Here is a 24,934-nt window from a genome sequence, read left to right as displayed (position 1 = left end):
AAAGGACCTCTACAATAGGATGTGAATTTTCATGGATGACTATAATAATATTGTAACAAAATTATTGTTAATGAGTAAAGGGGTTAGGAAGATTACGTTAAAAAAACACTGGATCGTTTTTGGAGAAAAAACAGAGATACCTAATTCAGGAATTAAAATCCACATCTCAAATGGTAATGTGATCTCTGCTAAATTTATAATGGAAGTAGCAGAACAGCTAAACAAAAATAATTGCATTTGGAAAATTCCTAATAACAATTTAATAGCTTCTTTTATTGTTAATTCAGATAATAATAGTATTATCAAAGGAAAGTTGATTACAGTTTATCCGAGAGATTTTCGAGAATTTTATTTTATTATAAAAGAATTAATAGAAGTTAAAGGTATGTTTGAAAATTGTATTAATATCAAAGATGAGCATCGATGGAGAAAAAGTAGAATATTTTATAGAAAATATAATAAGGAGGAAGAGAATCTTGGATATGGAAAGCATCGTAAAAAAGTATAAAGACAAGTGCCCATTTTTATTGAATGCTTGGAAAAGTAATCTTATAAAATTAAAAACTTTCGATTTAATAAAAGTAGGAATTCACAAACAAGAAGAAATGATTTTCAAAATAATTTCTGAACAATCAGATATTATTTTGAAATGTATGTTAAAAGAAAAAATAAATAAAGTTTACGTCTCTACAATAATAAACCTTAAGAATATTAGAATAAAAGAGTTTGAATACAATAGATCTCTCTATTATAATAAGCTGATTTATAAAAAAGCGCCTTTAGTGTACGGTAAAGTATATGCAAAAAAAGTTGATATCTATATTATAGTTATTCGTCCGTATCTTGGGGAAAAAGATGACAAATTCTTTATAAAGTATCCGAGTTTGAAACATGGAAAATTAGAATGTTTTGACCTAAATGGTAATAATATAGAAGAATTACTTAAATATGATGATATACTGAATTCTGAAAATTACTATACGAGGTTAAAATATCAGCATGACATCGCAAATTTTTAAATTAATTTCAAATGATTTTGTTGTAGGTTTGGGGAACAGTATTTTTAGTCTGGTGATGATGTGGTATGTACTCAATCAAACTGGCTCAGCGTACTATACGGCAACAATTGGCTCTTTATCACATATTGCTCAAATATTAGTTGGCTCTTATGCAGGAATTAAAGCAGATCAAATGAATCAACCTGTAAAAATGATGGTCTATAGCCTTCGTTTTAATGGCATATTTCTTTTAATTATTGGTTTTGTTGTCTTGATACTTGATTTCAATCTTTATTTATTGATTGTTTTATTGTTTTTGAGAGAAGTGACGATGGTTTTTCAACTGCCAAATCAAAACAAATTAATTCCGCGTTTAGTACAGGCTCAAGAAGATGTAAAGCGTATTTTGAGTTATAGAAGTTTAACAAAGAATCTGTCCATGATGTTAGGTTTTGCGATAGCGGGATTTTTATTTTCTGCAGTCCCTTTTTTTATATTAATTCTATTGATCATGGTGCTGTTTATCATCGGTTCAAGTGCAATTAATACTATAAAGGTGACAAACAAGATGCATACGTTCAAATCAAAACGAAAAAAGCAGAAATCTCTGGACGAATTCAAAGTAGTTCTCAATATGATTTTAAAAGATTACTACTTAAAACGTGTAATGATTACTGCGATGATGTTGAATATTATTAGTATGGTCGCCCCGACATTTGTGGTCTATTTTAATCAATATTTACATGCGCAACCTAAAGATTATGGTATGTTTCAGTTTTTTATCGCTTTAGGAAGTATACTCGCAGCTTCAATAGGATTAAAATTAAAGCATAAGATGTCTTCTTATAACATTTTAGTCACTTTTTGGTCGATCATGGCAATAACTTTTATTTATATGTTTGTAAATATTTATGCTTATATTGCAATTTTCTTAGGTATGATAATAGGGATATGTTTAACATTACCGACCATATTATTTAATACTTATAAGATATTAATCATTGACGATAAGTACAGAGGCCGTATATCAGGCGCAATTCAGTCGATAAGTACTTTATTTATACCATTGTCCTATTATTTTTCTGCATATATTACCGAAAAATATGGTGCAAATTTTGTGTATTTAGTTGCAGGTTGTATTCAATTATTCATTGTATTGGCTTTATTATTAGACAAAAAAATGAAGGTTCGTTTCAATCAAGTCGTTTGATATAAAGGGGGATGTCAAGTGTTAATGAGTTTTGAAGAAGAACAAGCATATTTAAATGAGACGCAACATTTCATTAAGAACGCATTAAAAACGTTATCCAAATCTCAAAACGTCATTAAAAGTAAAATTATTGAGCGACGTAAAGAGATGAATGCACATGAGACATGGATACTCAATATGGACAATGGCAATGGTAGTGATAATGCGCAAGATTTAAATGCTTTACGGATGGATGAGTGTACTTATAATCAGTACCACGAGAAACTTAAGCTCTATCAAAATTTACTTGACCGTCCTTATTTCGGTAAAGTGGTACTGGAAGATGAAACGTTATATATAGGTACTCAAACTTTGATGGATCACAACTATCGTGTATTAGTTTGTGATTGGAGGACTCCGATTGCAAGTCTGTTTTATGAAAATGAATTAGGGCGATTGTCATATGAAACTGAAAAAGGTCAGCTCTTTTTTGAAGAGGTGAAAGGCAGACGTCAGTTTAAAATTATTAAAGGGCAATTAGTTGATTATGTCGATAGTGAAATGTTTATTGGTGATACAGGATTAATGGATTATCAGATGAGCACTTCTCGTCATAAATTAGGCAATATTGTTAGTACAATTCAAAAAGATCAAAATGAAATTATTCGTTTACCAATCAATGAAGATGTTGTCGTACTTGGCCCGCCAGGTAGTGGGAAAACAGCCATCGCTATGCAACGTATTGCTTATTTGCTATTTAAATATAAGAAAAAAATCACACATGAAAATTTAATGTTAATAGCACCTAATCGCATTTTCCATGATTATGTTTCGGATGTCCTGCCAGAACTTGGCGAACGTCATATCGAAGTGAAAAGTTTGATGAACATTGTCAGGGAAATTGCTTATTTTAAGTCTATACATGTTGAAAAAAAGAGAATCATGATCGCACGAATATATCGTGATAAAGCGTCAGAACAACAATTTTATCGCAAGTCGAGTGTAGAATTTTTTCAATGGATTTCAAAGCAATTAATAAATGCTACATGTCGATTTTATTTTAAAAATGTAATGGATCAAACAGGGCGTATAGTGATATCTAAAGAAGAAATTGCGATGATATTTAACGGGTATCGGGTGAATCATGATTTAACGACTGCAATTCAAAAATTAAAACAGAATTTAGTGGCATTGTACCAAGCTGATTACAAACGTTTATTTGTTCAAAACTATACAGAATTAGAAAATCAAAATAGTTACATCGGTGAAAAGTCCGAAATTGTAGCGCAATCCAAAGCTAAGACAGCACGAACATTAAAACGTGTGAAGCATATGATTCAATCGTACCGCTTTATCAACATAGAAAAATTATATCAACGTTTATGTAAAGATTTTCAAGTGAACGTCCAATTAAAAAAAGAAGCGATGGCATATGAAGACTTTTGGATACTTGTTTGGCTTTATACAAAAATAGTGCGAGGATCTCACTCTCTTTTCAAACATATTATAGTTGATGAAGTACAAGATTATAGCGTATTTCAATTAGATATTTTACGTCAATGTTATGATGAGGCCAATTTTACATTTTTAGGAGATTTGAATCAAAATTTCTTACCAAAATCTTTCATTGAATTTGAAGACTGGGATATGACAATAAAACAGTTGACGACTTCATATCGCTCTACGAAGGCAATCAGTCGCTACTTAGACGAACTTAAGCATACTGATACAAAAGTCGTAAGTGTTGAAGGTGACCCTGTAATCAAAATTTCAAGTGCTAAAGTACAACATGTAAAAGACATTATAATGGAGGTAGCACATGACGTAGCGATCGTCGTACCCTCTCGTATAGAAGGGGAGCAACTATACAGTGCGCTTCGACATGACATAAAATTAAGATTAATTGAAGAGGATGATTCGTTTGTAACAGCAGGACATATAATCATTCCTTATGATCTTGTTAAAGGATTTGAATACCATACTGTGATTTCATGGCGGAATAACGAATATGACAGTACCAATATACAATATATTATCGCGTCACGTGCTATCTCACAATTATATTTATTAGAAGTGAATGGGTGATTAAAGAATGTAGCAGTGGATTGATATTTTAGAAACTTCAATCACATATTTTGCTGAACTTACGCTCTTTCCTTTAAGAACATGTCACTTGTATGCGATTGCCGTCTTTCCTTTTTGAACATGTCGCTTGCATACGATTGCCGTCATGGACTCGCGTTTCCCAGGGGCTGAACCTACAACTAACCAACGCTTTGATTATACTGTTACATTTGTTGAAGCGTTGGTGGATTTTCCGGTTCAGCTGATCCCTCGGGAGTCTCGTCCGCCCGGCAATCTTGCATGAACAGGCGTAAGGAAAGAGGGCATTCCCATTCTATCGACTTAGTTAACGTCAAAATTTAATCTCATTTCAATCTATTTTTATTCTGATTCTGCGTTAAACATTGGCTACATGCAAACATCAAAAAGTTATCCTATTATTTTTCTCATTTACCTAGGGAGTTTCGTTCGTTCGGTAATTTTGCATGAACAAAGGCAAGGAAAGAGAGCAACGTCATATCATCGACTCAAGTAACCTTATAAAAAGTAGCATCTCTTTTTAATTTATTTTAACTATAAGAAGACAGAGCAAGGTAAATTGAATGACCTCGCTCTGTTTTTTTGAGATAAGGTAGAACTGTTGATGGGTGTGTCTGTACATGTGAAAATGGGGGTGTGTCCATACGTAGCAAGGCAGTACATATAGAATTAGCAGAGGACATTGAAAAGTAAACTCCTTTTTGCTTAACGATTTTAAGGGCAATATTTCAACATATCAAGGAAAGCAGTTTGAAAGGCTTCTGCTTGAATATCCATGAGCACGTGTGTTGAACTGTCTGTCACATTAAAGTCAACAAATGTTGCGCCACGTGCATGGCTACCACTTAACTCCACGTCTACTTTAGCTGGGCGAACTGTAAATAACTCAGGATAGCATAAATACATTATTGTATAAGCGTCATAAACGTTTAACCCATCTAAAAATGATTCACCACCATAATGTTGGAAGAGATGATACAACATGTGACCGGTGTGATTCATTTCCTTAATCTTTGGCAATAATGCATGAGGTAGGTTAGATGCACGCGCAATATCCAAACCAGCCATCACGATAGGTAAGTTTGAGTTGAAGACAATATGTGCAGCTTCAGGGTCGGCATAGACGTTAAATTCTGCCGCAACACTTACATTGCCATTACCGACACTACCACCCATAAGCACGATCTGATGTATATATGTATGAACTTCTGGATACATTTTTAAAAGTAATGCGATGTTTGTGAGTGGTCCAATTGACACTAATGTTATCGGTGTCGTCGATTGGAGAAGTAGGTCTTTCATCGCTTCTACACTATTCTTTGACATGAGAGAGGTAGTCGGTTCGTCAAATGTGTAACCCGCCATACCGCTTTCACCATGAACATGAGGGGCGTGGACGGCCTTTTGAACGAGTGGTGATGCTGCACCTGATGCAACAGGTACATGGGCATGAAAGTGTTCAATCAATTGTTGGGCATTTCTCGTTGTGCGCTGGAGTGGCACGTTACCATGTACGGTTGATATCAGTTGTACGTCAAGTTGTGGATGATGAAGTGCCAAACTGATGGCAGCTGCATCATCAATGCCAGGGTCTGTATCAATAATGATTGGAATGGGCATAGTAAAACCTCCTTTTTTATCTATAGTAATGGCTGTGTACGTTCGCTTCAACTTGTTAAAATTGTTTTAGGAAAAAAGATGTGACAATACCACAAAGGGGGAGTGCAATAGAAGTGTCATACTAAAATAGGTATAAAAAAGCACTAACACGCGATGTGTTAGTGCTTTTTGCGTCATGGATTAAATATGTGAACCATGTCCGCCTTGCATTACCCAGTATGTTCCGATAACTGTGATCAATGTAATGATAATCGCGAAGATAACTTTTGCAAGTTGAACACGACCATCTTTACCTTCAGTTAAGTGCATGAACATTAAGAGCTGTAAAAACGCTTGGATGAATGCAAAACCGAAAATAATTGTTACTTTTGCTTGGAATGACAATGATGTATATAGAGTCACGAAAACAGCGAGTAAAGTTAAAATGATTGAGGCGATAAAGCCTATTGTATGTTTTACAATTGTATTCATCCGCTATACACCATCCCTATCATATACACTGCAGTGAAGATGAAGATCCACACAACGTCTAAGAAGTGCCAGTATAAACTTACAATGAATAATTTTGGTGCATTATATTTTGTAAGTCCGCGAGTGGCAACTTGGATTAATAAACAAATAATCCAGAAGATACCAACTGTCACGTGGGCACCGTGCGTTCCTAAAAGGATGAAGAAACTTGACCAATAAGATGCAAGTTGTGGTGTAGCACCTTCATGCACATAGTGACTAAATTCGAAAATCTCAAAGCCAACGAATCCAATACCTAAAATAATTGTAATAATCATCCAAATTAATAACAATTGCTTGTTCTCTTTACGCATGTAGTATATTGCAATACCACAAGTGTAAGAACTTGCTAAAAGTAGGAATGTCATGATTAAAACAAGTGGTAATTCAAACAAATCAGTTGTTAACATACCACCGTAGCTACCACCATGTTGGAGCGTTAACAATGTTGCGAAAAGTGTACCAAAAAGTGCGAATTCAGCTGTAAGGAAGATCCAGAAACCGAGTTTATTTAAATCGCCTTCATGTGTACGAGCATCAATAGTATTCACATTTTTATGACTCATGATTCATAGCCTCCCTTTCTTTTTGGCGAGCTTTTCTCAAGCGCGCTTCAGTTTCAGCTACTTCACTTGCAGGGATGTGGTAACCATGATCTTGTTGGAAACTTCTCCAAATCATTAAACCGAAGATACCAGCTAATGCAAGAATCGCAGGTAATAATGTTTCGAATACTAAGAAGAAACCACCGATGAAGAAAAAGATACCCATCCAGAAACCGATGTGTGTATCGTTCGGCATGTGAATGTCGCTGTAATTGTGATTGTCAAGATAGTGTCTACCTTGTTTTTTCATTTCAACAAATGTATCAATATCATCCCAATCAGGTGTAATTGCAAAGTTGTATTTAGGTGGAATTGCAGATGCAGTAGACCACTCTAAACCACGACCTAAACCGTTCCAGTTATCACCAGTTGCTTCACGTGGTGCTTTGAGGTGACTGTATACAATGTTACCTACAAAGATTAAGAACGCAATCGACATCATTGCAGCACCGATTGAAGAAATCACGTTTAATACGAACCAACCATCTTCTGGCATGTAAGTGTATAAACGACGTGGCATGCCATCAAGACCTAAAATGAATTGTGGTAAGAATGTCACGTTGAAACCAACCATGAAGATCCAGAAGAACCATTTGTTTGGTTTTTCGAATAATTTGTAACCCATAGCTTTTGGATACCAGAAAATCATAGCTGCGAAACATGCAAATACAACACCGGCAACAATTGTATAGTGGAAGTGTGCCACTAAGAAATATGTGTTGTGGTATTGGAAGTCTGCGGATGCCATCGCAAGCATAACCCCGGTAACCCCACCAATTGTAAAGTTAGGAATAAACGCTAATGAGAATAACATTGGCGATTCAAATGAAATACGTCCTTTGTGTAGTGTAAATAACCAGTTAAAGATTTTTACACCTGTTGGCACAGCGATCAACATTGTTGTGATAGAGAAGAATGAGTTAACTAATGCACCATTACCCATTGTATAGAAATGGTGAACCCAAACTAAGAAACTCAAGAATGCGATACCAGCTGTTGCCCACACCATACTTTGGTGTCCAAATAAACGTTTACGTGCAAATGTTGGAATAATTTCTGAATAAATACCGAATGCTGGAAGGACAAGGATGTATACTTCAGGGTGCCCCCATACCCAGAAGAAGTTTGCCCATAACATCGGCATACCGCCATTAGCTACTGTGAAGAATGCAGTATCAAACACTCTGTCAGCAGTCATTAATGCAAGTGCTACAGTTAACACTGGGAATGCCAAGATGATGATTAACATTGTGATAAATGTTGTCACAACGAACATTGGCATTTGCATAAATGTCATACTTGGTGATTTTAGACGGATGATTGTTACGAAGAAGTTCACACCCGTTGCTAAAGTACCAATACCTGAAATCTGAATGGCAATTAAATAATAGTTGACACCAGGTCCAGGACTGAATTCACCGGCAAGTGGCGCATAGTTTGTCCAACCTGCAGCTGGAGAACCACCCACGATGAATGAAAGGTTAAATAAAAGCATACCCGCTACGAACAACCAAAAGCTAATGTTGTTCAATACTGGGAAAGCAACGTCACGAGCACCGATTTGTAATGGGATAATGATGTTCATTAGACCGATTACAAGTGGCATTGCCATGAAAATAATCATGATGACACCGTGCGTTGAGAAAATTTCGTTATAGTGATTTGACTCTAAGAATGGGTTGTCGGGTACTGTTAATTGAATACGTAATAGAATTGCATCAATACCACCACGTACGAACATTAATACCGCACAGATTAAGTACATCAAACCGATTTTTTTGTGGTCGACTGACATGAACCATTCCTTATATAAATATCCCCAGAGCTTAAAGTAAGTAATGGCTGCAATGACACCGATAACTAAGAAAGGTGCACTGATTTGAGCCAATGTAATCATCCAGTTACCTTTTACAATAAGCTCATTCCATGGAAAGTCCATCATTAATGTCCACCTCCACTTTTATGATCTTTGTGTGCCTCAGCGTCTTTGGCACCTTCATGCATTGATTCCATTTCATCCATAGTATGTTTTTGCTCTTTTTTGAATTCGTTATCAAATGGTTGATCATTTTTAAGAATTGCAGCTTTCATACCATGGCGTTCATAGTTGGCATTCGTAATTTGAGATTTACGTGCTGGCTTATTCGGTTCGCTTAAGACACCTTTTTTATCATCATAGAAGTTGTGATCTTTTGGTGCATAATTAAATCGTTTATAAGCATAGAAAATATATTCTGGATCAGCTGCTGGATCAACAAATGCCATATGTGTACCACTGAAAGTTAATTCCTTATTTTCAGTGATTGGAAGAAGTTGTTTATCGAATGTATCTTGGTCGAGTTGTTTCTTAGATTGTGCTTCTTTAACCCAAGCATCATACTCTTTTTGGCTCACAGCTTCAACGTTAAATGTGTGACGTGAGAAACCTTCACCGTTGAAGTTTGAGTTACGGCCACGATATGTACCTTCTTCATGTGCTTCATAAGTCCACTCCATAGTCATCGCAGTCATTGCGTATTTTTGACCGCCGAGTTGTGGAACCCAGAAACTTGTCATTGTATCCATCGCTTGAAGTTTGAATGTCACTGGACGATCAGTTGGAATTTTAAGATGGTTAACCGTCTCAATTTTTTCATCCGGATAAGCGAAGAACCATTTGTATCCACCACTTACTGCATAAATGACGATAGGGTCATCTTCAGACTTTGGTGGTTCCTCATATTGATATAAGGCTTTTACAGTTGGAATCATCAATGCAATTAAGATAATTACAGGGATAAGGAACCATACTGTTTCGAGAAGTGCGTTGTGGTGTACTTTACCAGATTCGCGTGTATTATTATAGCGGTATTTATAAGTGAATATCGCGAAAAGAATAAGTACAACTACAACAATGGCAACCATAAAGATAATTGAATAGATAATCAAAAATCTTTGGTCGCTGGCCATTGGCCCTTTTGCGTTTAAAACTTCTACATCAGAACAGCCCGCAAGCAAAAACAATGTTCCAAATGCAAGAAGCAAAGACTTTAATTTTGACACTTTTTTTGACCTCCTAATACTACAATTGTAGGGCTTACATTAATTTTAAAATAATATGGGATATTTACAAGTGGCTTTTTGAAAAAACAATTAAATCAAATTGTAGAAGGCCTTGTCACTCTAGGAATGGCGCCGTTTTTGGCATTTATTAAAATTATGTGTACATTTTGTGAAATGTCACAATGTTTACTTATTAATGAAGAAAAAAGGGGGAAATAATAAAATTCACGTCTGTTAACAGAAAATTCTTACGGCTTAGACAGAGGGGATTTTGAATTGAAATTTAGGGAATTGACTAATAAAAGTTTGTGAAAAAAAGTGTAAAATAAAAGTGTAGGGTGCGATAGTATATAGAGCCTGATGATGAAAAGGTAAGTTCTGCTCTATATACTATGTGGGATGATGATGGGATTCAGTTTCGATGCTTAGGATAAAACAATGGACAAGTTGGCGACAAAATATGATAAAACGTTATGCATTTATAATAATTGTATTGTTAGCTACTCGTTAAGTGGGGCGTCTACAACTTTAATGGTACGTGATGACGTTTCTATAGCACCATCAGAATCAGTGACTTCATATTGTAATGTATAAATACCTTGTTTCGTTGTATCAATATGTCCATTGACCTTAATTTTATCAGTCAAGTCACCGTCTTCTTTATCATATGCTTTGACACCATCACAAGGATTGTAGTCCTCGCCGACTTTGATGACTAAATCGTCTACACCTTTGATAGAGGGAACAGTATTCGTAGTTGCCTCTGCATTAAGATTAGGTGAAACAAGTGTCGCTGATACACCCAGTGCTGATAAAGATTGAAGTATTTTGTTCATAAAATAAGGCCTCCATTCAACGCAATGATTTCGATGTCGTGTGATTAATTAGTATTATACATTTTTGAGCAAAATAAGCTATCCTACTATGGACCGAATTATGATTAAAAATTTGTAAGTTTATTGAATGATTGAAAGCGTTGATGTAAAGACGGTTTATTAATAGCGCGCGCTATATCAATTCATATAAACTATAAAATGTAAACTTTAAACAGGAGTGATGATCAATGTTAACGCAAGAAGAAAAAGGGATTATTTTAGAAACAGTACCGGTATTAAAAGAAAAAGGAACAGCAATAACTTCTAATTTTTACCATCGCATGTTTAACCAACACCCTGAATTACGTAACATGTTTAATCAGACGAACCAGAAGAAAGGATTCCAATCTACTGCACTGGCTCAATCTGTATTGGCTGCTGCGATGAACATTGAAGATCTAACACCGATTTTGCCAGTAGTGAAAGAAATTGGCTATAAACATTGTGCGTTACAAGTATTACCAGAGCATTATCCTATTGTAGGAGAAAATTTACTAGCGGCGATTCAAGAGGTCGTAGGTATTGATGAAAATCACCCAATCATTCAAACTTGGGCAAAAGCGTACGGCGTAATTGCAGACGCATTTATTATGGTTGAAAAAGAAATCTATGAAGGCATGGCTTGGGACGGTTTTAAACCATTTAAAGTATCAAAAATTGAGACAGTAACACCTGACATTAAGGCATTTACAGTCACTTCTGAAACACAAGATTTAAGTCAATTCACACCAGGACAATACATTACAGTCGATATCGAAAGTGAAAAATTACCGTACAAAGCGAAACGACACTATTCCATTGTTGATGGTGGCAAAGATTTCTTAACATTTGGCGTTAAACGTGACGTGAATGAAGGACATGAAGGTGAAGTATCAACGGCATTACATGATGAAGTTCATGAAGGAGACACATTATACTTATCTGCGCCGGTGGGTGGTTTCAAAATCCATCATCCTGAGCGTCCGCAATTATTCCTTGGTTCAGGTGTAGGAATTACGCCACTCATCTCAATGTATCGTCAAGTTGCAGGTGATGCTGTATCTGCACAAATGATTCATGTTGCGGCAACTGAAACAGCAGCGGCATTTGTACCTGAGCTTGAGCATATTACTGCATCAGGTAAAAACAATCATTTACACATTCATTTGAGAGACAGAGAAGGGTATTTAGAAGCAGACGAATTAAAAACGTACCTTTCAGATAATACAGAAGTTTACGTTTGTGGTGGCACAGCATTTTTACAATCGATGCTTAAATCATTACAAGCATTAGGTGTGGAACAAGAGCGCGTCCATTTCGAAACGTTTGTACCGCGTTTAAGTGTACCTGTATAAAAAAGAGATTGTCAGAGGCTAGGACATAGCCCCCCTAGTTCGTTAAAAAAGCGATGTTGAGTGCGAACTTGGCATAACACTCATGGCAGTAAATATACGGAAACTGGCCAAAATAAGTGCTAGTTTTCGTTCGCTAATTAAGAAAAAAGCCGTCAAATTCTAAAAAATGAATTTTGACGGTTTTTTCTTAATGAATATGAAGGTCTGTGTCCCAGCCCCTGACTGTTCATCGGAAAATGAGAATGAATTAGGGTACAAAAACATTGCATCAATCGCATCAAAAATTGTTGTTGTTTTATCCCTTCATCTCACTATTCGATACCGCGACGCATTTTTTCAGCGATTAACGTATTATTCAATACCATTGTGATTGTCATTGGACCTACACCCCCAGGTACAGGTGTAATTGCACCAGCTACTTCTTTCACTTCATCGTATTCGACATCGCCTTTAAGCTTACCATTTTCATCTGGTGTATTGCCGACATCAATGACAACAGCACCTGGTTTCACGTCATCTTTCGTCACCATTCCTGGACGACCTACTGCGCTAACAATCACATCAGCTTGTTTTAAATGTTCACTAATATTTTGACTGCGAGAGTGTAAAATTGTCACTGTTGCATTTTGTTGAAGTAATAATTTCGCAACAGGTTGGCCTACAATATGACTGCGACCGATGACTACTGCATTTTTTCCTTCAAGTTCAATATCAGCGTGCTTTAATAATTCCATCACGCCAAGGGGGGTACAAGGAATTAATTGTGCATTGTCTAAGTATAAGCGACCGATATTGATAGGGTGAAAACCATCGACATCTTTATCTGGATCAATCGCATCAAGCACTTTTTGCTCATCTACATGATCAGGGAGTGGCACTTGAACTAAAATACCACTAACTGAATCGTCTTGGTTCAAACGATCTAACTCTTTTAAAACATCTGCTTCTGAAGTACTTTCCTCTAAATGAATCACTTCTGAAATCATGCCGATTTTTTCAGCTGCTTTCTTTTTAGAACGGACATAACTTTGGCTCGCACCGTCATTCCCAACTAAAATAACCGAAAGTTTTGGTGTATAGCCTTGTTCTTTCAATCTTTCTACTTCATCTTGTAAACCTTGACGATAATCTTTCGCAATTTGCTTGCCATCTAAAATCTTTGCACTCATAAAATATTAGCCTCCTCATAATAATTCGAACATTAACGAATGATTGCAATTTGATTATAACAAAAATGAACTGAAATACGAAATATAGATGTTAAAAAAGTATTAAAGTTCGATTTTTGCGTTGAAAAAACAATTTAAGCTTGTTATGCTATACCTGTAATATACAACTATTAAGAATAGTATTTCAAACTTTTGAAAGGGTGTTCATTGTGAAAGTAGCAGTCATTATGGGGAGTTCTTCAGACTGGAATGTCATGAAAGAAGCATGTGCCATGTTAGAAGAATTTAACATTCCGTATGATCAAAAAGTAGTATCTGCACATCGTACGCCACATATGATGGTCGATTTTGCCACAAATGCGCGCAGTAATGGATATCATGTCGTTATTGCAGGAGCAGGGGGAGCCGCGCATTTACCAGGAATGGTGGCTTCGATGACAACACTCCCTGTCATCGGTGTACCGATTGAGTCAAAAAGTTTAAAAGGGCTAGATTCTTTACTTTCAATTGTACAAATGCCAGGAGGGATACCCGTTGCGACGACAGCCATTGGTCAAGCAGGGGCGAAAAATGCAGGCATTTTAGCGGCAAGAATGATTGGTATGACCGATCAAGAGGTACAACGAAAACTCGAAGTATATGAACAATCGCTTGTTGAGAAAGTGGAGGCGATGCAAGATGATCTTCAATAAGTTGCAAATTGGCCAAACAGTTGGCATTATCGGCGGCGGTCAATTGGGAAAAATGATGGCACAATCCGCACAAAAAATGGGATTTAAAGTAGTTGTGCTCGATCCTGATGAAACGTGTCCTTGTCGTTACGTTGCTCATGAATTTATACACGCAGCTTACGATGATATGCCAGCGTTAGAGCGATTAGGTGAACGATCAGATGTCATTACTTATGAGTTTGAAAATATCGCGGCGGAACAGCTCCAAACATTAGTTTCGAAATATAATGTGCCACAAAGTTATCAAGCCATTCAACTGTTGCAAGACCGTTTGACAGAAAAACAAACACTTGCTCAAGCAGGAACGAAAGTGGTGCCATTTGTTCAAGTGACTTCTGTAGCGGATTTAGATGAAGCGGTACAGACATTAGGTTTTCCGTTCATGTTGAAAACACGTTTTGGTGGTTATGATGGCAAAGGTCAAATCCGTCTCACCTCAGAAGCACAATTAGATGAAGCACGTGAATTGATTGCCAACCAAGAATGTGTCGCGGAGCAATTTTTAGACTTAGCGAAAGAAGTGTCTTTAACTGTCACAATCGGTAATGAAGGGCAAATGGTCTATTTCCCATTACAAGAAAATGAACACCGAAACCAAGTATTATTTAAAACTGTTGTACCTGCACGGGCGAATCACGAACAAGAAGCACGTCGTGAAGTCGACAAAATTACCCAAGCGGTACATTTTGTAGGGACGTTTACAGTGGAATTTTTTATTAATCAACAAAATGAATTGTACGTCAATGAAATTGCACCACGTCCACACAATTCAGGACATTATTCAATTGAAGCCTGTGATTATTCGCAATTTGATACCCACATCTTAGCTGTGACAGGCCATCGTTTACCTGAACACATTGAATTGTTAAAACCTGCAATCATGATGAATTTGTTAGGTAAGGATTTGGATTTGTTGGAGAAAGAATTGTTTGCACATCCTGATTGGCATGTTCACCTCTACGGCAAAGTTTCACGTAAACCTGAACGTAAGATGGGGCATTTAACAATACTAACTGATGATGTTTCAAAGACTGAACAACAACTGATCGTAAAATTTGAAGGGAGAGACGAATACAAATGAGTCTTTTATATGAAGGCAAAGCAAAACGTGTTTTTTCAACAGAACAACCGGATGTATTGAGAATTGAATATAAAGATGAAGTCACAGCTGGTAATGGTGCGAAAAAAGATGCAATGGTAGGTAAAGGGCGCTTAAACAATCAAATTACATCGCGCATCTTTGAATACATTAAAAATGAAGGTATCGAGAGTCATTTTGTTGAGCAACTTTCAGAAACAGAACAACTTGTTAAAGCAGTCAACATCGTTCCTTTAGAAGTTGTTGTACGTAACATTGCAGCGGGTTCAATTACGAAACGTCTCGGATTTGAAAAAGGACATGTGTTTGATTATCCGTTTGTAGAGTTTTTCTATAAAAATGACGACCTTAATGACCCGCTTATTACTGATGATCATGTCAAGCTGTTGGGGGTTGCGGATGATGCAATGATTGCACAGTTGAAAGAACAGGCATTACGCATTAACCAAGCATTGATCAAATTAATGGATGAAATGGGCTTAGCATTAGTTGATTTTAAAATTGAATTCGGCGTTGATCATGAAGGTCAATTGTTGCTCGCTGATGAAATTTCCCCGGATACATGTCGTATTTGGGATAAAGCAACACAAGAAAACTTTGACAAAGATGTTTATAGAGAAGATACAGGATCTTTAATTGATACTTACCAAACTTTCTTAAATAAATTGGAGGCACTTTAATCATGAAAACAATCGAATTACACATCACTTTACAACCACAAGTTTTAGATACACAAGGTCAAGCGTTGACTCGCGCTGTACATGACTTAGGTTATGAACAAGTCAATGATATCCGCGTTGGTAAAGTTTTATACATGACAGTAGATGAAGCAACTGATGAAGCGGTACACAATGTTGTGACAACTTTAAGTGAAAAGTTATTTGCGAATACAGTGATTGAAGAATATAGTTACAAAGTTTTGGATGAAAAGGAGAATCAATAATATGAAGTTCGCTGTCCTTAGATTCCCAGGTTCTAACTGCGATCGTGATATGTATAATGCAGCATTGAAATCAGGTGTCGATGCGGATTATGTCGATTACCGTGAAACATCATTAAAAGGGTACGATGGCGTATTGATTCCTGGTGGTTTCTCATTTGGTGACTACTTACGTTCAGGTGCGGTGGCAAGTGTAGCACCGATTATTGCAGAAGTGAAAAGATTGGCTGATGAAGGAAAGCCCGTTCTTGGCGTATGTAACGGATTCCAAATTTTAACGGAAATTGGTTTATTACCAGGTGCGTTATTACACAACGATTCACATTTATTCGTGAGTCGAAATGAACACCTTAAAATTGTGAATAATCAAACACCATTTACGAAAGGTTATAGTGAAGGTGAAGAAGTTGTTTACCCAGTAGCACATGGTGAGGGTCATTATTATTGTACAGAAGAGATTTATCAAGAACTCATCGACAATAATCAAATCATCTTAAAGTATATGGACAATCCGAACGGTTCACATGATGATATTGCTGGAATCGTCAACAAAGCAGGGAATGTTTGCGGCATGATGCCACATCCAGAACGTGCATTAGAGGCCATTCTTGGTACAGACAGTGGTGTGAAATTATTTGAATCAATGGTGAATAGCTGGAGGGAACAAAATGCCTAAATTTTTAGAGCCAACTGCAGAAGAAGTCAAAGTTGAAAAATTATATCGTGACATGGGGTTAAGCGATGCAGAATTTGAAAAAGTAACTGAAATTTTAGGACGTACACCTAATTTTACGGAAACAGGTATTTTTTCTGTTATGTGGAGTGAACACTGTTCATATAAACATTCTAAACCATTTTTAAAACAATTCCCGACAACAGGTGAACATGTTTTAATGGGGCCTGGTGAAGGTGCAGGGGTAGTTGATATTGGTGACAATCAGGCTGTTGTATTTAAAGTGGAATCACATAACCACCCTTCAGCAATTGAACCTTATCAAGGTGCTGCGACAGGTGTCGGTGGGATTATTCGTGACATTGTTTCTATCGGTGCGCGTCCAATTAACTTATTGAACAGCTTACGTTTTGGTGAACTGACTGAAAAAACAAACCGTCGTTTATTACGTGGTGTCGTTGCAGGTATTGGTGGTTACGGTAACTGTATCGGTATTCCGACAACTGCAGGTGAAATCGAATTTGACGAACGTTATGACGGCAATCCACTTGTCAATGCGATGTGTGTCGGTGTCATTGATCACGATATGATTCAAAAAGGTACAGCTAAAGGTGTCGGTAACTCTGTCATTTACGTTGGTTTGAAAACAGGACGTGACGGTATTCATGGTGCGACATTTGCATCAGAAGAGCTAACTGAAGAAAGTGAAAGCAAACGTCCTTCTGTTCAAATCGGTGACCCATTTGTTGGTAAAAAATTAATGGAAGCCACTTTAGAAGCGATTACTTATGACGAACTTGTCGGTATTCAAGACATGGGTGCGGCTGGTTTAACATCTTCATCATCTGAAATGGCAGCTAAAGGGGGCAGCGGGATTCATCTTGAGCTCGAAAAAGTCCCAGTACGTGAAAAAGGTATTTCTCCATATGAAATGATGTTGTCTGAAACACAAGAACGTATGTTACTTGTCGTTAAAAAAGGGACTGAACAAAAGTTTTTAGATTTGTTTAACTATCATGAACTAGACAGTGCAGTCATTGGTGAAGTGACGGATACGAACCGCTTCGTCCTCACTTATGAAGGTGAAGTATTTGCAGATATTCCTGTCGAACCACTCGCGGATGAAGCGCCAGTATACATCCTTGAAGGTGAACCGTTACAACACGATACAGCACCGAACCGTTATGATGATATTGACGTGAATGATGTTTTTGATCGTTTATTAACACATCCAACGATTGCATCAAAACATTATTTATATGACCAATATGATCAACAAGTTGGTGCAAATACAATTATTAAACCAGGTTTACAAGCGTCTGTGGTCCGTGTAGAAGGTACAAACAAAGCAATTGCGTCTACGATTGATGGTGAAGCACGTTATGTCTTTAACGATCCGTATGAAGGCGGCAAAATGGTCGTAGCCGAAGCATACCGTAACTTAATTGCTGTCGGTGCAAAACCATTAGCGATGACGGACTGCTTAAACTATGGTTCACCTGAGAAAAAGCACATTTATCAACAATTGACAGACTCAACACGTGGGATGGCAGAAGCATGTGAAGCACTTGCAACACCTGTCGTATCAGGTAACGTTTCACTTTATAATGAAACACGTACATCTTCTATTTTCCCAACACCTGTTGTAGGGATGGTAGGTTTAATTGAAAACATCGACTTCTTAAAATCATATCAACCGTCTATAGGTGACACACTTTATGTCATCGGTGAAACGACAGATAGCTATGGTGGGAGTCAAATCGAAAAATTATTGTATAGCGATGTGAACCATGAAGTTGAAAAAGTCGATTTATCACAAGAAGCAGCGAAAGGTGAAGCAATACGTGGTGCGATTCGTGAAGGTGTGATTTCACATACACAAACTGTCGGTAAAGGGGGTATTGCGATTACACTTGCTAAAATTAGCGCGCATTACAGCCTAGGTATTGACGCTGAAGTCAATTTAACAAATGCACAATTATTTAGTGAAACGCAAGGACGTTATATCGTTGCAGTGAAAGCAGGTCAAACATTAAATATCGAAGGCGCAACACGTATCGGTACATTGACGGATACAGATGACTTTAAAGTCGTTGCACAAGACAGTGTGATTGAACGTCGTACATCTGAACTTAAACGTGAATGGGAAGGAGCTATTGAGTCATGTATGACATCCGTGGACTAAACGAAGAATGCGGTGTTTTCGGCATCTGGAACCATCCTCATGCAGCCTATTTGACTTACATGGCATTGCACAGTTTGCAACATCGCGGTCAAGAAGGTGCAGGGATTGTGTGCTCGAACGGTGAACAACTTTTTGGTGCGCGTGGTATGGGATTGTTAACTGAGGCAATTTCACAACAACAATTGGAGTCATTACAAGGTTATCCGAACGCCATTGGTCATGTCCGTTATGCGACCACAGGAGCGAGCGAGATTTCCAACGTGCAACCGTTTTTGTTCAAACATTCTAAAGGTGACTTAGGTTTGGCACACAATGGAAACTTAACGAATGCACATCAAATTCGTTTAGCCATTGAATCAACAGGCGGCATTTTCCAAACGACGAGTGACTCAGAAGTACTTGCTCATCTGTTGATTAAAGGAAAATCGGAAAATATTAAAACAAACCAAAAAGCAGCATTGAATCAAGTGAAAGGGGCATTCAGTTGTGTCATTTTAAACGAAGAACAACTGACAGCGACACGTGACAATCGTGGCGTCCGCCCATTGATGTTAGGTCAAGTCGATGGCGCATACTGTGTTGCGAGTGAAACATGTGCCTTTACAGCAATTGGTGCAGAATACATCCGTGACATCGAACCAGGTGAATTGATTACATTTTCTGGTGAGAACGAAGTGGACTACGACATGTATACACAAGATATCGGTCATAAGATGTGCTCGATGGAATATGTCTACTTTGCACGTCCGGATTCAGAATTTCACAGACACTCGATTTACAATGTCCGTAAAGCACTTGGACGTAAATTAGCTGAAGAAATGGGCATCGATGCGGATATCGTGATTGGTGTTCCCGATTCTTCATTACAAGCGGCGAAAGGCTTTTCTGAACAAACAGGGATTCCGAACGAACAAGGGTTGCTGAAAAACCGTTATATCGGTCGTACGTTTATTACACCAGATCAGTCTGTGAGAGAAAGACAGGTCCGTATGAAGCATTCACCGATTCGTGATGTGATTGAAGGCAAACGTGTGGTCGTGATTGATGACTCGATCGTGCGCGGAACGACAAGTAAATATATCGTTAAAGCATTGAAATCTGCAGGTGCGAAAGAAGTGCATATGGGCATTTCTTCACCCCCATTAAAAGATCCGTGTTACTACGGTATTGACGTGTCTACTCATGCAGAATTGATGGCGGCTCAACATACTGTAGAAGAAATTCGCGAAATGATTGGCGCAGATACATTGACATATTTATCTGTTGAAGGCATGCATGAAGTGTTTAAAGCCCATGATTCTAAAGGCGAATGTAACGCTTGTTTTACGGGTGAATATCCGATTGAAATTGTGGATCATGAACTACCAGAAGTTAAGGAAATGAAAAGAAGAGGAGTGTAATCAATGGCTGAATCATATAAAAAGGCTGGTGTCGATATCGAAGCTGGCTATGAAGCGGTAAAACGAATGTCAAGCCACGTTGAACGAACGATGCGTAAAGAAGTACTTGGCGGCTTAGGAGGATTTGGTGCAACATTTGATTTATCACAACTCAATATGAAAGCCCCCGTACTCGTATCAGGAACAGATGGTGTCGGTACAAAGTTAAAGCTCGCTATCGACTATGACAAACATGACACAATCGGTATTGACGCCGTTGCAATGTGTGTAAATGACATTTTAACGACTGGCGCAGAGCCGCTATACTTTTTAGACTATATTGCGACACATAAAGTGGTACCGGAAATTATCGAACAAATCGTAAAAGGCATTAGTGATGGTTGTGTTGAAACAAACACAGCTTTAATCGGTGGCGAAACAGCTGAAATGGGTGAAATGTATCATGAAGGTGAATACGATGTTGCGGGCTTTGCTGTCGGTGCAGTTGAAAAAGAAGAATACATTGACGGCTCAAAAGTAGAAAAGGGTGACGTCATCATCGGCCTTGCCTCAAACGGCATTCATTCAAACGGTTACAGTTTAGTCCGTCGTCTTGTCGCGGAATCAGGTATTGATGTGAACGATACATTTGAAGGTGAACAAAGCTTCTTAGACATGCTCTTAACACCAACTGCTTTATACGTGTCACCTGTGCTTACGGTGAAAAAAGATGTTCAAATTAAAGCGATGACACATATAACAGGTGGTGGTTTTTACGAAAATATTCCGAGAGCTTTACCAGAAGGCAAAACGGCTGTTGTGAACACAGCATCGTTTCCAACACCGGCTATTTTCAATTGGTTACAAGCACAAGGTAACATCGATACAGACGAAATGTACCATATCTTCAACATGGGGATTGGTTTTACACTCATCGTTGCGCCTGAAGATGAAGTAGCAGTTCATGAAATCTTAAAAAATGCGAATGTGGACGCATACACAATCGGTCATATTGCTGAAGAAGACAGTGCCATTCGCTTAACGGAGGCAAAATAGTGGTTAAAATTGCAATCTTTGCATCTGGTTCCGGCACAAATTTCGATAACATTATGAAACGTGTCAAGTCGGGTGAACTCGCGCATATCGAAGTCACGGCATTGTACACTGACAAACCTGAAGCAGCGTGTGTTCAGCTTGCTCAACAACATGGCATTCCTGTCCATGCATTCGAACCACGCACGTTCGATGATAAAGTAGCTTATGAAGCGGCTGTATTAAATTGGTTGCGTCAGGAAGGTGTAGAGTGGATTGTATTAGCAGGCTATATGCGTTTAATCGATGAAACATTGTTATCAGCATATGAAGGACGCATTTTGAACATTCACCCTTCATTATTGCCGAAATATAAAGGTAAAAATGCAGTCGGACAAGCGTTAAACAGTGGGGATAAGGAAACAGGTTCAACAGTACACTACGTCGATGCAGGTATGGATACAGGTCAGATGATTGAACAGCGCACATGTCCAATTTATGAAGACGATACACAACAATCATTAGAAGAACGTATTAAATCATTAGAGTATGAATTGTACCCAGCAGTCATTAAGAAGATTATTCGATAAGGAGATATCATCAATTATGAAAAAAGCAATTTTAAGTGTTTCAGACAAAACTGGTATTGTTCCATTTGCACAATCCCTCGTTGAAGCAGGTTATGAGTTGTATTCAACAGGCGGGACTTTCCGTGCAATTGACGAAGCGGGTGTCAAGGTGACATCGGTTTCTGAACTGACACAATTTGAAGAAATTATGGATGGTCGTGTGAAAACATTACACCCAGCTGTGCATGGCGGTATTTTAGCAGATCGTGACAAACCAGAACATCTTGAGCAATTAAAAGGACAAAATATTGATTTAATCGATATGGTCGTTGTGAATTTATATCCATTTAAAGAAACGGTGAAAAATCCAGACGTCACTGAAATGGACGCGATTGAAAACATCGATATCGGTGGTCCAACGATGTTACGTGCAGCTGCGAAAAACTTCAAACATGTCACAACAATTGTTGACCCAACAGACTATGATGAAGTCATTCAACGCATTCAAAACGGTTCTTTAGATGAAGCATTCCGCAAGTCATTAATGATTAAAGTATTCCAACATACATTTGAATATGATCAAGCGATTACACAATTTTTTGGGCATCAACTTGAACAATTACGTTACGGTGAAAACCCACAACAATCTGCACAGTTTATTCGTACATCTACAGCGAAAAATACGATTGCGGGCGCGACACAGTTACACGGTAAACAACTGAGCTACAACAATATTAAAGATGCGGATGCGGCACTAAGTTTAGTGAAACAATTCGAACAACCTGCAGCGGTCGCGGTAAAACATATGAATCCTTGTGGTGTCGGTACAGGCGAAAACATTCATGCAGCGTACACACATGCGTATGAAGCGGACAGTCAATCTATTTTCGGTGGTATCGTCGCATTAAACCGTCCAGTCACAGCTGAACTCGCAGAAGACTTACATGCGATTTTCTTAGAAGTCGTTATTGCGCCAAAATTCGAACAAGCTGCTTTAAATATTTTACAACAGAAGAAAAATATTCGTTTACTTGAAATTGAAATGACTGAAGAATCAGATGCAACAGAATTTGTATCGGTTTCAGGCGGTTATTTAGTTCAAGATAAAGACCGTTTTGATGTAGCACAAGCTGACATGACAGTTGTGACAGATGTGAAACCGACGAAGGAACAATGGGACGCATTATTATTAGGATGGAAAGTTGTGAAATCAGTGAAAAGTAATGCGATTGTCCTTGCAAATGACAAGCAGACAGTCGGTATCGGTGCAGGCCAAATGAATCGTGTAGGCTCAGCTAAAATTGCGATTGACCGTGCGATTGAAATAAATGACAATGTCGTCTTAGCATCAGATGGTTTCTTCCCAATGGGTGACACTGTCGAAACAGCAGCAAAAGCAGGTATTAAAGCAATTATTCAACCAGGTGGCTCGATTAAAGATCAAGAGTCTATTGATATGGCGAATCGCTATGGTATTGCTATGGTGACAACAGGCATGCGTCACTTTAAACATTAATAAGGAGGATATCGAATATGCACGTATTAGTCGTTGGTGGCGGGGGACGTGAACATATACTCGCACACAAATTAAATCAATCGCCATTAGTTTCACATGTTTATGCCATTCCAGGCAATGCTGCAATGACCCATGTGGCTGAAGTACACGGTGAGATTGCAGAATCAGATCATGAAGCAATCGTCGCATTTGCACAAGCACATGATGTGACATGGGTCGTGATTGGACCTGAACAGCCGTTGACAGATGGCTTAGCTGATGCATTAAGAGCGGTAGACATTAAAGTATTTGGTCCAAACCAAGATGCGGCTCAAATCGAAGGATCAAAGTCATTTGCGAAACGTCTCATGGCCAAATATGATATTCCAACTGCTGCATACCGAGAAATCGACCAAAAAGATGAAGCAGTGGCATACATTGAAACGTGTGAATTACCGATTGTGTTGAAAAAAGATGGACTCGCAGCAGGTAAAGGGGTCATCATTGCTGAAACACGCGAACAAGCACGTGAAGCGGTAGAAACATTATATCCAGAAGCGAATAGTAAAGTCGTATTCGAACAATTTTTAGAAGGGGAAGAATTTTCACTCATGACATTTGTCAATGGTGATTACGCTGTTCCATTCGATACAATTGCGCAAGATCATAAGCGTGCGTATGATCAAGATAAAGGACCGAACACAGGCGGTATGGGTGCGTACTGTCCTGTACCACATATGAGTCAAAGTGTCTTAGATGAAGCGAATGACAAAATCGCGCAACCGATTGCCAAAGCGATGCAAGCAGAAGGGCATGATTTCTTCGGTTTATTATACATCGGTGCGATTTTAACCAAAGAAGGGCCGAAAGTCATTGAATTTAATGCACGTTTCGGTGACCCTGAAGCACAAGTATTATTGACACGTTTAGAAAGTGATCTCATGGCGCACATCGTTGAATTAGATGAAAAAGCACCGATCAATATGAAGTGGAAAGATGATGCGGTTGTAGGTGTTATGCTCGCTTCAAAAGGGTATCCAGGTGCATATGAAAAAGGTGCAACTGTCAAAGGTTTTGAAGATGAACCAGGCGCATACTTTATCAGTGGTTTAACACATGATGGAGAACACTATGTCACATCAGGTGGACGCGTGATTCTGGCGATTGGTGAAGGCGCGACAATCGAAGCGGCACAACAAGCAGCTTATGCACGTGTCGAAAAAATTGAAAGTGACGGTTTATTCTATCGTCAAGACATTGCCCATAAAGCGATTAAAGCGAATGAATATTGAATGAACATTAAAGATGCGTAAAATCTTTTAGGTAAAATGACTAAGGATTTTACGCTTTTTTGGGTTGAATAAAAAATAAAAATCCCTTTATTGA

The 24,934-nt window shown here is 38.0% G+C and carries 23 protein-coding genes; 16 read left to right on the top strand and 7 right to left on the bottom strand.

What is annotated here, in order from left to right; all coding sequences use genetic code 11:
• Window positions 1-31 precede the first annotated feature (31 nt).
• From P3U61_RS08445 to P3U61_RS08430, 4 genes are read left to right on the top strand one after another with little or no spacing between them, the layout of a single operon-like run.
• Window positions 32-508: a class III lanthionine synthetase LanKC N-terminal domain-containing protein gene (locus P3U61_RS08445; protein WP_187532036.1), complete on the top strand. Its 477-nt coding sequence runs from the start codon at window positions 32-34 to the stop codon at window positions 506-508.
• Window positions 483-1,019: a hypothetical protein gene (locus tag P3U61_RS08440; protein ID WP_233506577.1), complete on the top strand. Its 537-nt coding sequence runs from the start codon at window positions 483-485 to the stop codon at window positions 1,017-1,019. Before P3U61_RS08445 ends, P3U61_RS08440 begins: the two co-directional genes overlap by 26 nt.
• Window positions 1,000-2,208 carry an MFS transporter gene (locus tag P3U61_RS08435; RefSeq protein WP_037543405.1) on the top strand — a complete coding sequence of 403 codons (1,209 nt, stop codon included), beginning with the start codon at window positions 1,000-1,002 and terminating at the stop codon, window positions 2,206-2,208. Before P3U61_RS08440 ends, P3U61_RS08435 begins: the two co-directional genes overlap by 20 nt.
• Window positions 2,209-2,232: 24 nt before the next feature.
• Window positions 2,233-4,272, top strand: coding sequence for a HelD family protein (locus P3U61_RS08430; RefSeq protein WP_233506576.1), 2,040 nt, complete (start codon window positions 2,233-2,235; stop codon window positions 4,270-4,272).
• 732 nt (window positions 4,273-5,004) lie between these two features.
• Here the strand turns inward: P3U61_RS08430 and rihC are convergent.
• The 6 genes from rihC to P3U61_RS08400 form a co-directional block, all read right to left on the bottom strand.
• The gene (gene rihC / locus P3U61_RS08425; RefSeq protein WP_063284638.1) at window positions 5,005-5,910 is read right to left on the bottom strand and encodes a ribonucleoside hydrolase RihC; all 906 of its coding nucleotides are present in this window, start codon (window positions 5,908-5,910) and stop codon (window positions 5,005-5,007) included.
• A 180-nt stretch (window positions 5,911-6,090) separates the two neighbouring features.
• On the bottom strand, window positions 6,091-6,381 hold the full coding sequence (gene qoxD / locus P3U61_RS08420) for a cytochrome aa3 quinol oxidase subunit IV (RefSeq protein ID WP_014614288.1): 291 nt from the start codon (window positions 6,379-6,381) through the stop codon (window positions 6,091-6,093).
• Window positions 6,378-6,986 (bottom strand): cytochrome aa3 quinol oxidase subunit III, encoded by a 609-nt coding sequence (gene qoxC / locus P3U61_RS08415; protein ID WP_014614287.1) that lies wholly within the window; start codon window positions 6,984-6,986, stop codon window positions 6,378-6,380. The genes qoxD and qoxC overlap by 4 nt, the downstream gene beginning before the upstream one ends.
• On the bottom strand, window positions 6,976-8,964 hold the full coding sequence (qoxB, locus tag P3U61_RS08410) for a cytochrome aa3 quinol oxidase subunit I (protein ID WP_031253657.1): 1,989 nt from the start codon (window positions 8,962-8,964) through the stop codon (window positions 6,976-6,978). Before qoxB ends, qoxC begins: the two co-directional genes overlap by 11 nt.
• A gap of 2 nt (window positions 8,965-8,966) precedes the next feature.
• Window positions 8,967-10,067 carry a cytochrome aa3 quinol oxidase subunit II gene (gene qoxA / locus P3U61_RS08405; RefSeq protein WP_014614285.1) on the bottom strand — a complete coding sequence of 367 codons (1,101 nt, stop codon included), beginning with the start codon at window positions 10,065-10,067 and terminating at the stop codon, window positions 8,967-8,969.
• A gap of 500 nt (window positions 10,068-10,567) precedes the next feature.
• Entirely contained in the window at window positions 10,568-10,903 is a 336-nt protein-coding gene (locus tag P3U61_RS08400; RefSeq protein WP_014614283.1) for a DUF5011 domain-containing protein, read from the bottom strand.
• A gap of 227 nt (window positions 10,904-11,130) precedes the next feature.
• Here P3U61_RS08400 and P3U61_RS08395 point away from each other — a divergent pair, with 227 nt between their 5' ends.
• Window positions 11,131-12,276 carry a globin domain-containing protein gene (locus P3U61_RS08395; RefSeq protein ID WP_014614282.1) on the top strand — a complete coding sequence of 382 codons (1,146 nt, stop codon included), beginning with the start codon at window positions 11,131-11,133 and terminating at the stop codon, window positions 12,274-12,276.
• 311 nt (window positions 12,277-12,587) lie between these two features.
• On the opposite strand, the gene folD is transcribed toward P3U61_RS08395, so the two are convergent.
• Window positions 12,588-13,445, bottom strand: coding sequence for a bifunctional methylenetetrahydrofolate dehydrogenase/methenyltetrahydrofolate cyclohydrolase FolD (gene folD / locus P3U61_RS08390; protein ID WP_014614281.1), 858 nt, complete (start codon window positions 13,443-13,445; stop codon window positions 12,588-12,590).
• A gap of 209 nt (window positions 13,446-13,654) precedes the next feature.
• Between folD and purE the strand changes: the two genes are divergently transcribed.
• From purE to purD, 11 genes are read left to right on the top strand one after another with little or no spacing between them, the layout of a single operon-like run.
• A complete protein-coding gene (purE, locus tag P3U61_RS08385; RefSeq protein ID WP_014614280.1) occupies window positions 13,655-14,137 on the top strand; it encodes a 5-(carboxyamino)imidazole ribonucleotide mutase in 483 nt (160 codons plus the stop codon).
• The gene (purK, locus tag P3U61_RS08380) at window positions 14,124-15,257 is read left to right on the top strand and encodes a 5-(carboxyamino)imidazole ribonucleotide synthase (protein WP_020219579.1); all 1,134 of its coding nucleotides are present in this window, start codon (window positions 14,124-14,126) and stop codon (window positions 15,255-15,257) included. The genes purE and purK overlap by 14 nt, the downstream gene beginning before the upstream one ends.
• Window positions 15,254-15,955, top strand: a complete 702-nt coding sequence (gene purC / locus P3U61_RS08375) for a phosphoribosylaminoimidazolesuccinocarboxamide synthase (protein WP_014614278.1) — start codon at window positions 15,254-15,256, stop codon at window positions 15,953-15,955. Before purK ends, purC begins: the two co-directional genes overlap by 4 nt.
• Window positions 15,956-15,957: 2 nt before the next feature.
• Complete coding sequence (purS, locus tag P3U61_RS08370; protein ID WP_014614277.1) at window positions 15,958-16,218, top strand: phosphoribosylformylglycinamidine synthase subunit PurS; 261 nt, start codon at window positions 15,958-15,960, stop codon at window positions 16,216-16,218.
• A 1-nt stretch (window position 16,219) separates the two neighbouring features.
• Window positions 16,220-16,891: a phosphoribosylformylglycinamidine synthase subunit PurQ gene (gene purQ, locus P3U61_RS08365; protein WP_014614276.1), complete on the top strand. Its 672-nt coding sequence runs from the start codon at window positions 16,220-16,222 to the stop codon at window positions 16,889-16,891.
• Window positions 16,884-19,073 carry a phosphoribosylformylglycinamidine synthase subunit PurL gene (purL, locus tag P3U61_RS08360; RefSeq protein WP_063284639.1) on the top strand — a complete coding sequence of 730 codons (2,190 nt, stop codon included), beginning with the start codon at window positions 16,884-16,886 and terminating at the stop codon, window positions 19,071-19,073. The genes purQ and purL overlap by 8 nt, the downstream gene beginning before the upstream one ends.
• Window positions 19,052-20,473, top strand: a complete 1,422-nt coding sequence (gene purF / locus P3U61_RS08355) for an amidophosphoribosyltransferase (RefSeq protein WP_014614274.1) — start codon at window positions 19,052-19,054, stop codon at window positions 20,471-20,473. The genes purL and purF overlap by 22 nt, the downstream gene beginning before the upstream one ends.
• A gap of 3 nt (window positions 20,474-20,476) precedes the next feature.
• Window positions 20,477-21,508, top strand: a complete 1,032-nt coding sequence (purM, locus tag P3U61_RS08350) for a phosphoribosylformylglycinamidine cyclo-ligase (protein WP_015728944.1) — start codon at window positions 20,477-20,479, stop codon at window positions 21,506-21,508.
• The gene (gene purN, locus P3U61_RS08345) at window positions 21,508-22,074 is read left to right on the top strand and encodes a phosphoribosylglycinamide formyltransferase (protein WP_063284640.1); all 567 of its coding nucleotides are present in this window, start codon (window positions 21,508-21,510) and stop codon (window positions 22,072-22,074) included. The genes purM and purN overlap by 1 nt, the downstream gene beginning before the upstream one ends.
• Window positions 22,075-22,090: 16 nt before the next feature.
• A complete protein-coding gene (gene purH / locus P3U61_RS08340) occupies window positions 22,091-23,569 on the top strand; it encodes a bifunctional phosphoribosylaminoimidazolecarboxamide formyltransferase/IMP cyclohydrolase (protein WP_063284641.1) in 1,479 nt (492 codons plus the stop codon).
• Window positions 23,570-23,586: 17 nt separating this feature from the next.
• A complete protein-coding gene (gene purD / locus P3U61_RS08335; RefSeq protein WP_063284642.1) occupies window positions 23,587-24,840 on the top strand; it encodes a phosphoribosylamine--glycine ligase in 1,254 nt (417 codons plus the stop codon).
• Window positions 24,841-24,934: the final 94 nt, after the last annotated feature.

It is taken from the genome of Staphylococcus pseudintermedius, from assembly GCF_034042775.1.
GTDB lineage: Bacteria > Bacillota > Bacilli > Staphylococcales > Staphylococcaceae > Staphylococcus > Staphylococcus pseudintermedius.
Note: the sequence above shows the minus strand (reverse complement) of the source record. Positions and strands in the feature narration are given on the sequence as shown.

Bases quoted from the DNA above. Each gene is read 5' to 3' on its own strand.
- P3U61_RS08435 (WP_037543405.1), top strand. From the start codon at position 1,000: ATGACATCGCAAATTTTTAAATTAATTTCAAATGATTTTGTTGTAGGT.
- purH (WP_063284641.1), top strand. From the start codon at position 22,091: ATGAAAAAAGCAATTTTAAGTGTTTCAGACAAAACTGGTATTGTTCCA.
- purC (WP_014614278.1), top strand. From the start codon at position 15,254: ATGAGTCTTTTATATGAAGGCAAAGCAAAACGTGTTTTTTCAACAGAA.
- P3U61_RS08430 (WP_233506576.1), top strand. From the start codon at position 2,233: ATGAGTTTTGAAGAAGAACAAGCATATTTAAATGAGACGCAACATTTC.
- purD (WP_063284642.1), top strand. From the start codon at position 23,587: ATGCACGTATTAGTCGTTGGTGGCGGGGGACGTGAACATATACTCGCA.
- P3U61_RS08440 (WP_233506577.1), top strand. From the start codon at position 483: ATGGAAAGCATCGTAAAAAAGTATAAAGACAAGTGCCCATTTTTATTG.
- purL (WP_063284639.1), top strand. From the start codon at position 16,884: ATGCCTAAATTTTTAGAGCCAACTGCAGAAGAAGTCAAAGTTGAAAAA.
- folD (WP_014614281.1), bottom strand. From the start codon at position 13,445: ATGAGTGCAAAGATTTTAGATGGCAAGCAAATTGCGAAAGATTATCGT.
- purS (WP_014614277.1), top strand. From the start codon at position 15,958: ATGAAAACAATCGAATTACACATCACTTTACAACCACAAGTTTTAGAT.
- qoxB (WP_031253657.1), bottom strand. From the start codon at position 8,964: ATGGACTTTCCATGGAATGAGCTTATTGTAAAAGGTAACTGGATGATT.
- purF (WP_014614274.1), top strand. From the start codon at position 19,052: ATGTATGACATCCGTGGACTAAACGAAGAATGCGGTGTTTTCGGCATC.
- P3U61_RS08395 (WP_014614282.1), top strand. From the start codon at position 11,131: ATGTTAACGCAAGAAGAAAAAGGGATTATTTTAGAAACAGTACCGGTA.
- purK (WP_020219579.1), top strand. From the start codon at position 14,124: ATGATCTTCAATAAGTTGCAAATTGGCCAAACAGTTGGCATTATCGGC.
- rihC (WP_063284638.1), bottom strand. From the start codon at position 5,910: ATGCCCATTCCAATCATTATTGATACAGACCCTGGCATTGATGATGCA.
- P3U61_RS08445 (WP_187532036.1), top strand. From the start codon at position 32: ATGGATGACTATAATAATATTGTAACAAAATTATTGTTAATGAGTAAA.
- qoxD (WP_014614288.1), bottom strand. From the start codon at position 6,381: ATGAATACAATTGTAAAACATACAATAGGCTTTATCGCCTCAATCATT.
- purM (WP_015728944.1), top strand. From the start codon at position 20,477: ATGGCTGAATCATATAAAAAGGCTGGTGTCGATATCGAAGCTGGCTAT.
- P3U61_RS08400 (WP_014614283.1), bottom strand. From the start codon at position 10,903: ATGAACAAAATACTTCAATCTTTATCAGCACTGGGTGTATCAGCGACA.
- purQ (WP_014614276.1), top strand. From the start codon at position 16,220: ATGAAGTTCGCTGTCCTTAGATTCCCAGGTTCTAACTGCGATCGTGAT.
- qoxC (WP_014614287.1), bottom strand. From the start codon at position 6,986: ATGAGTCATAAAAATGTGAATACTATTGATGCTCGTACACATGAAGGC.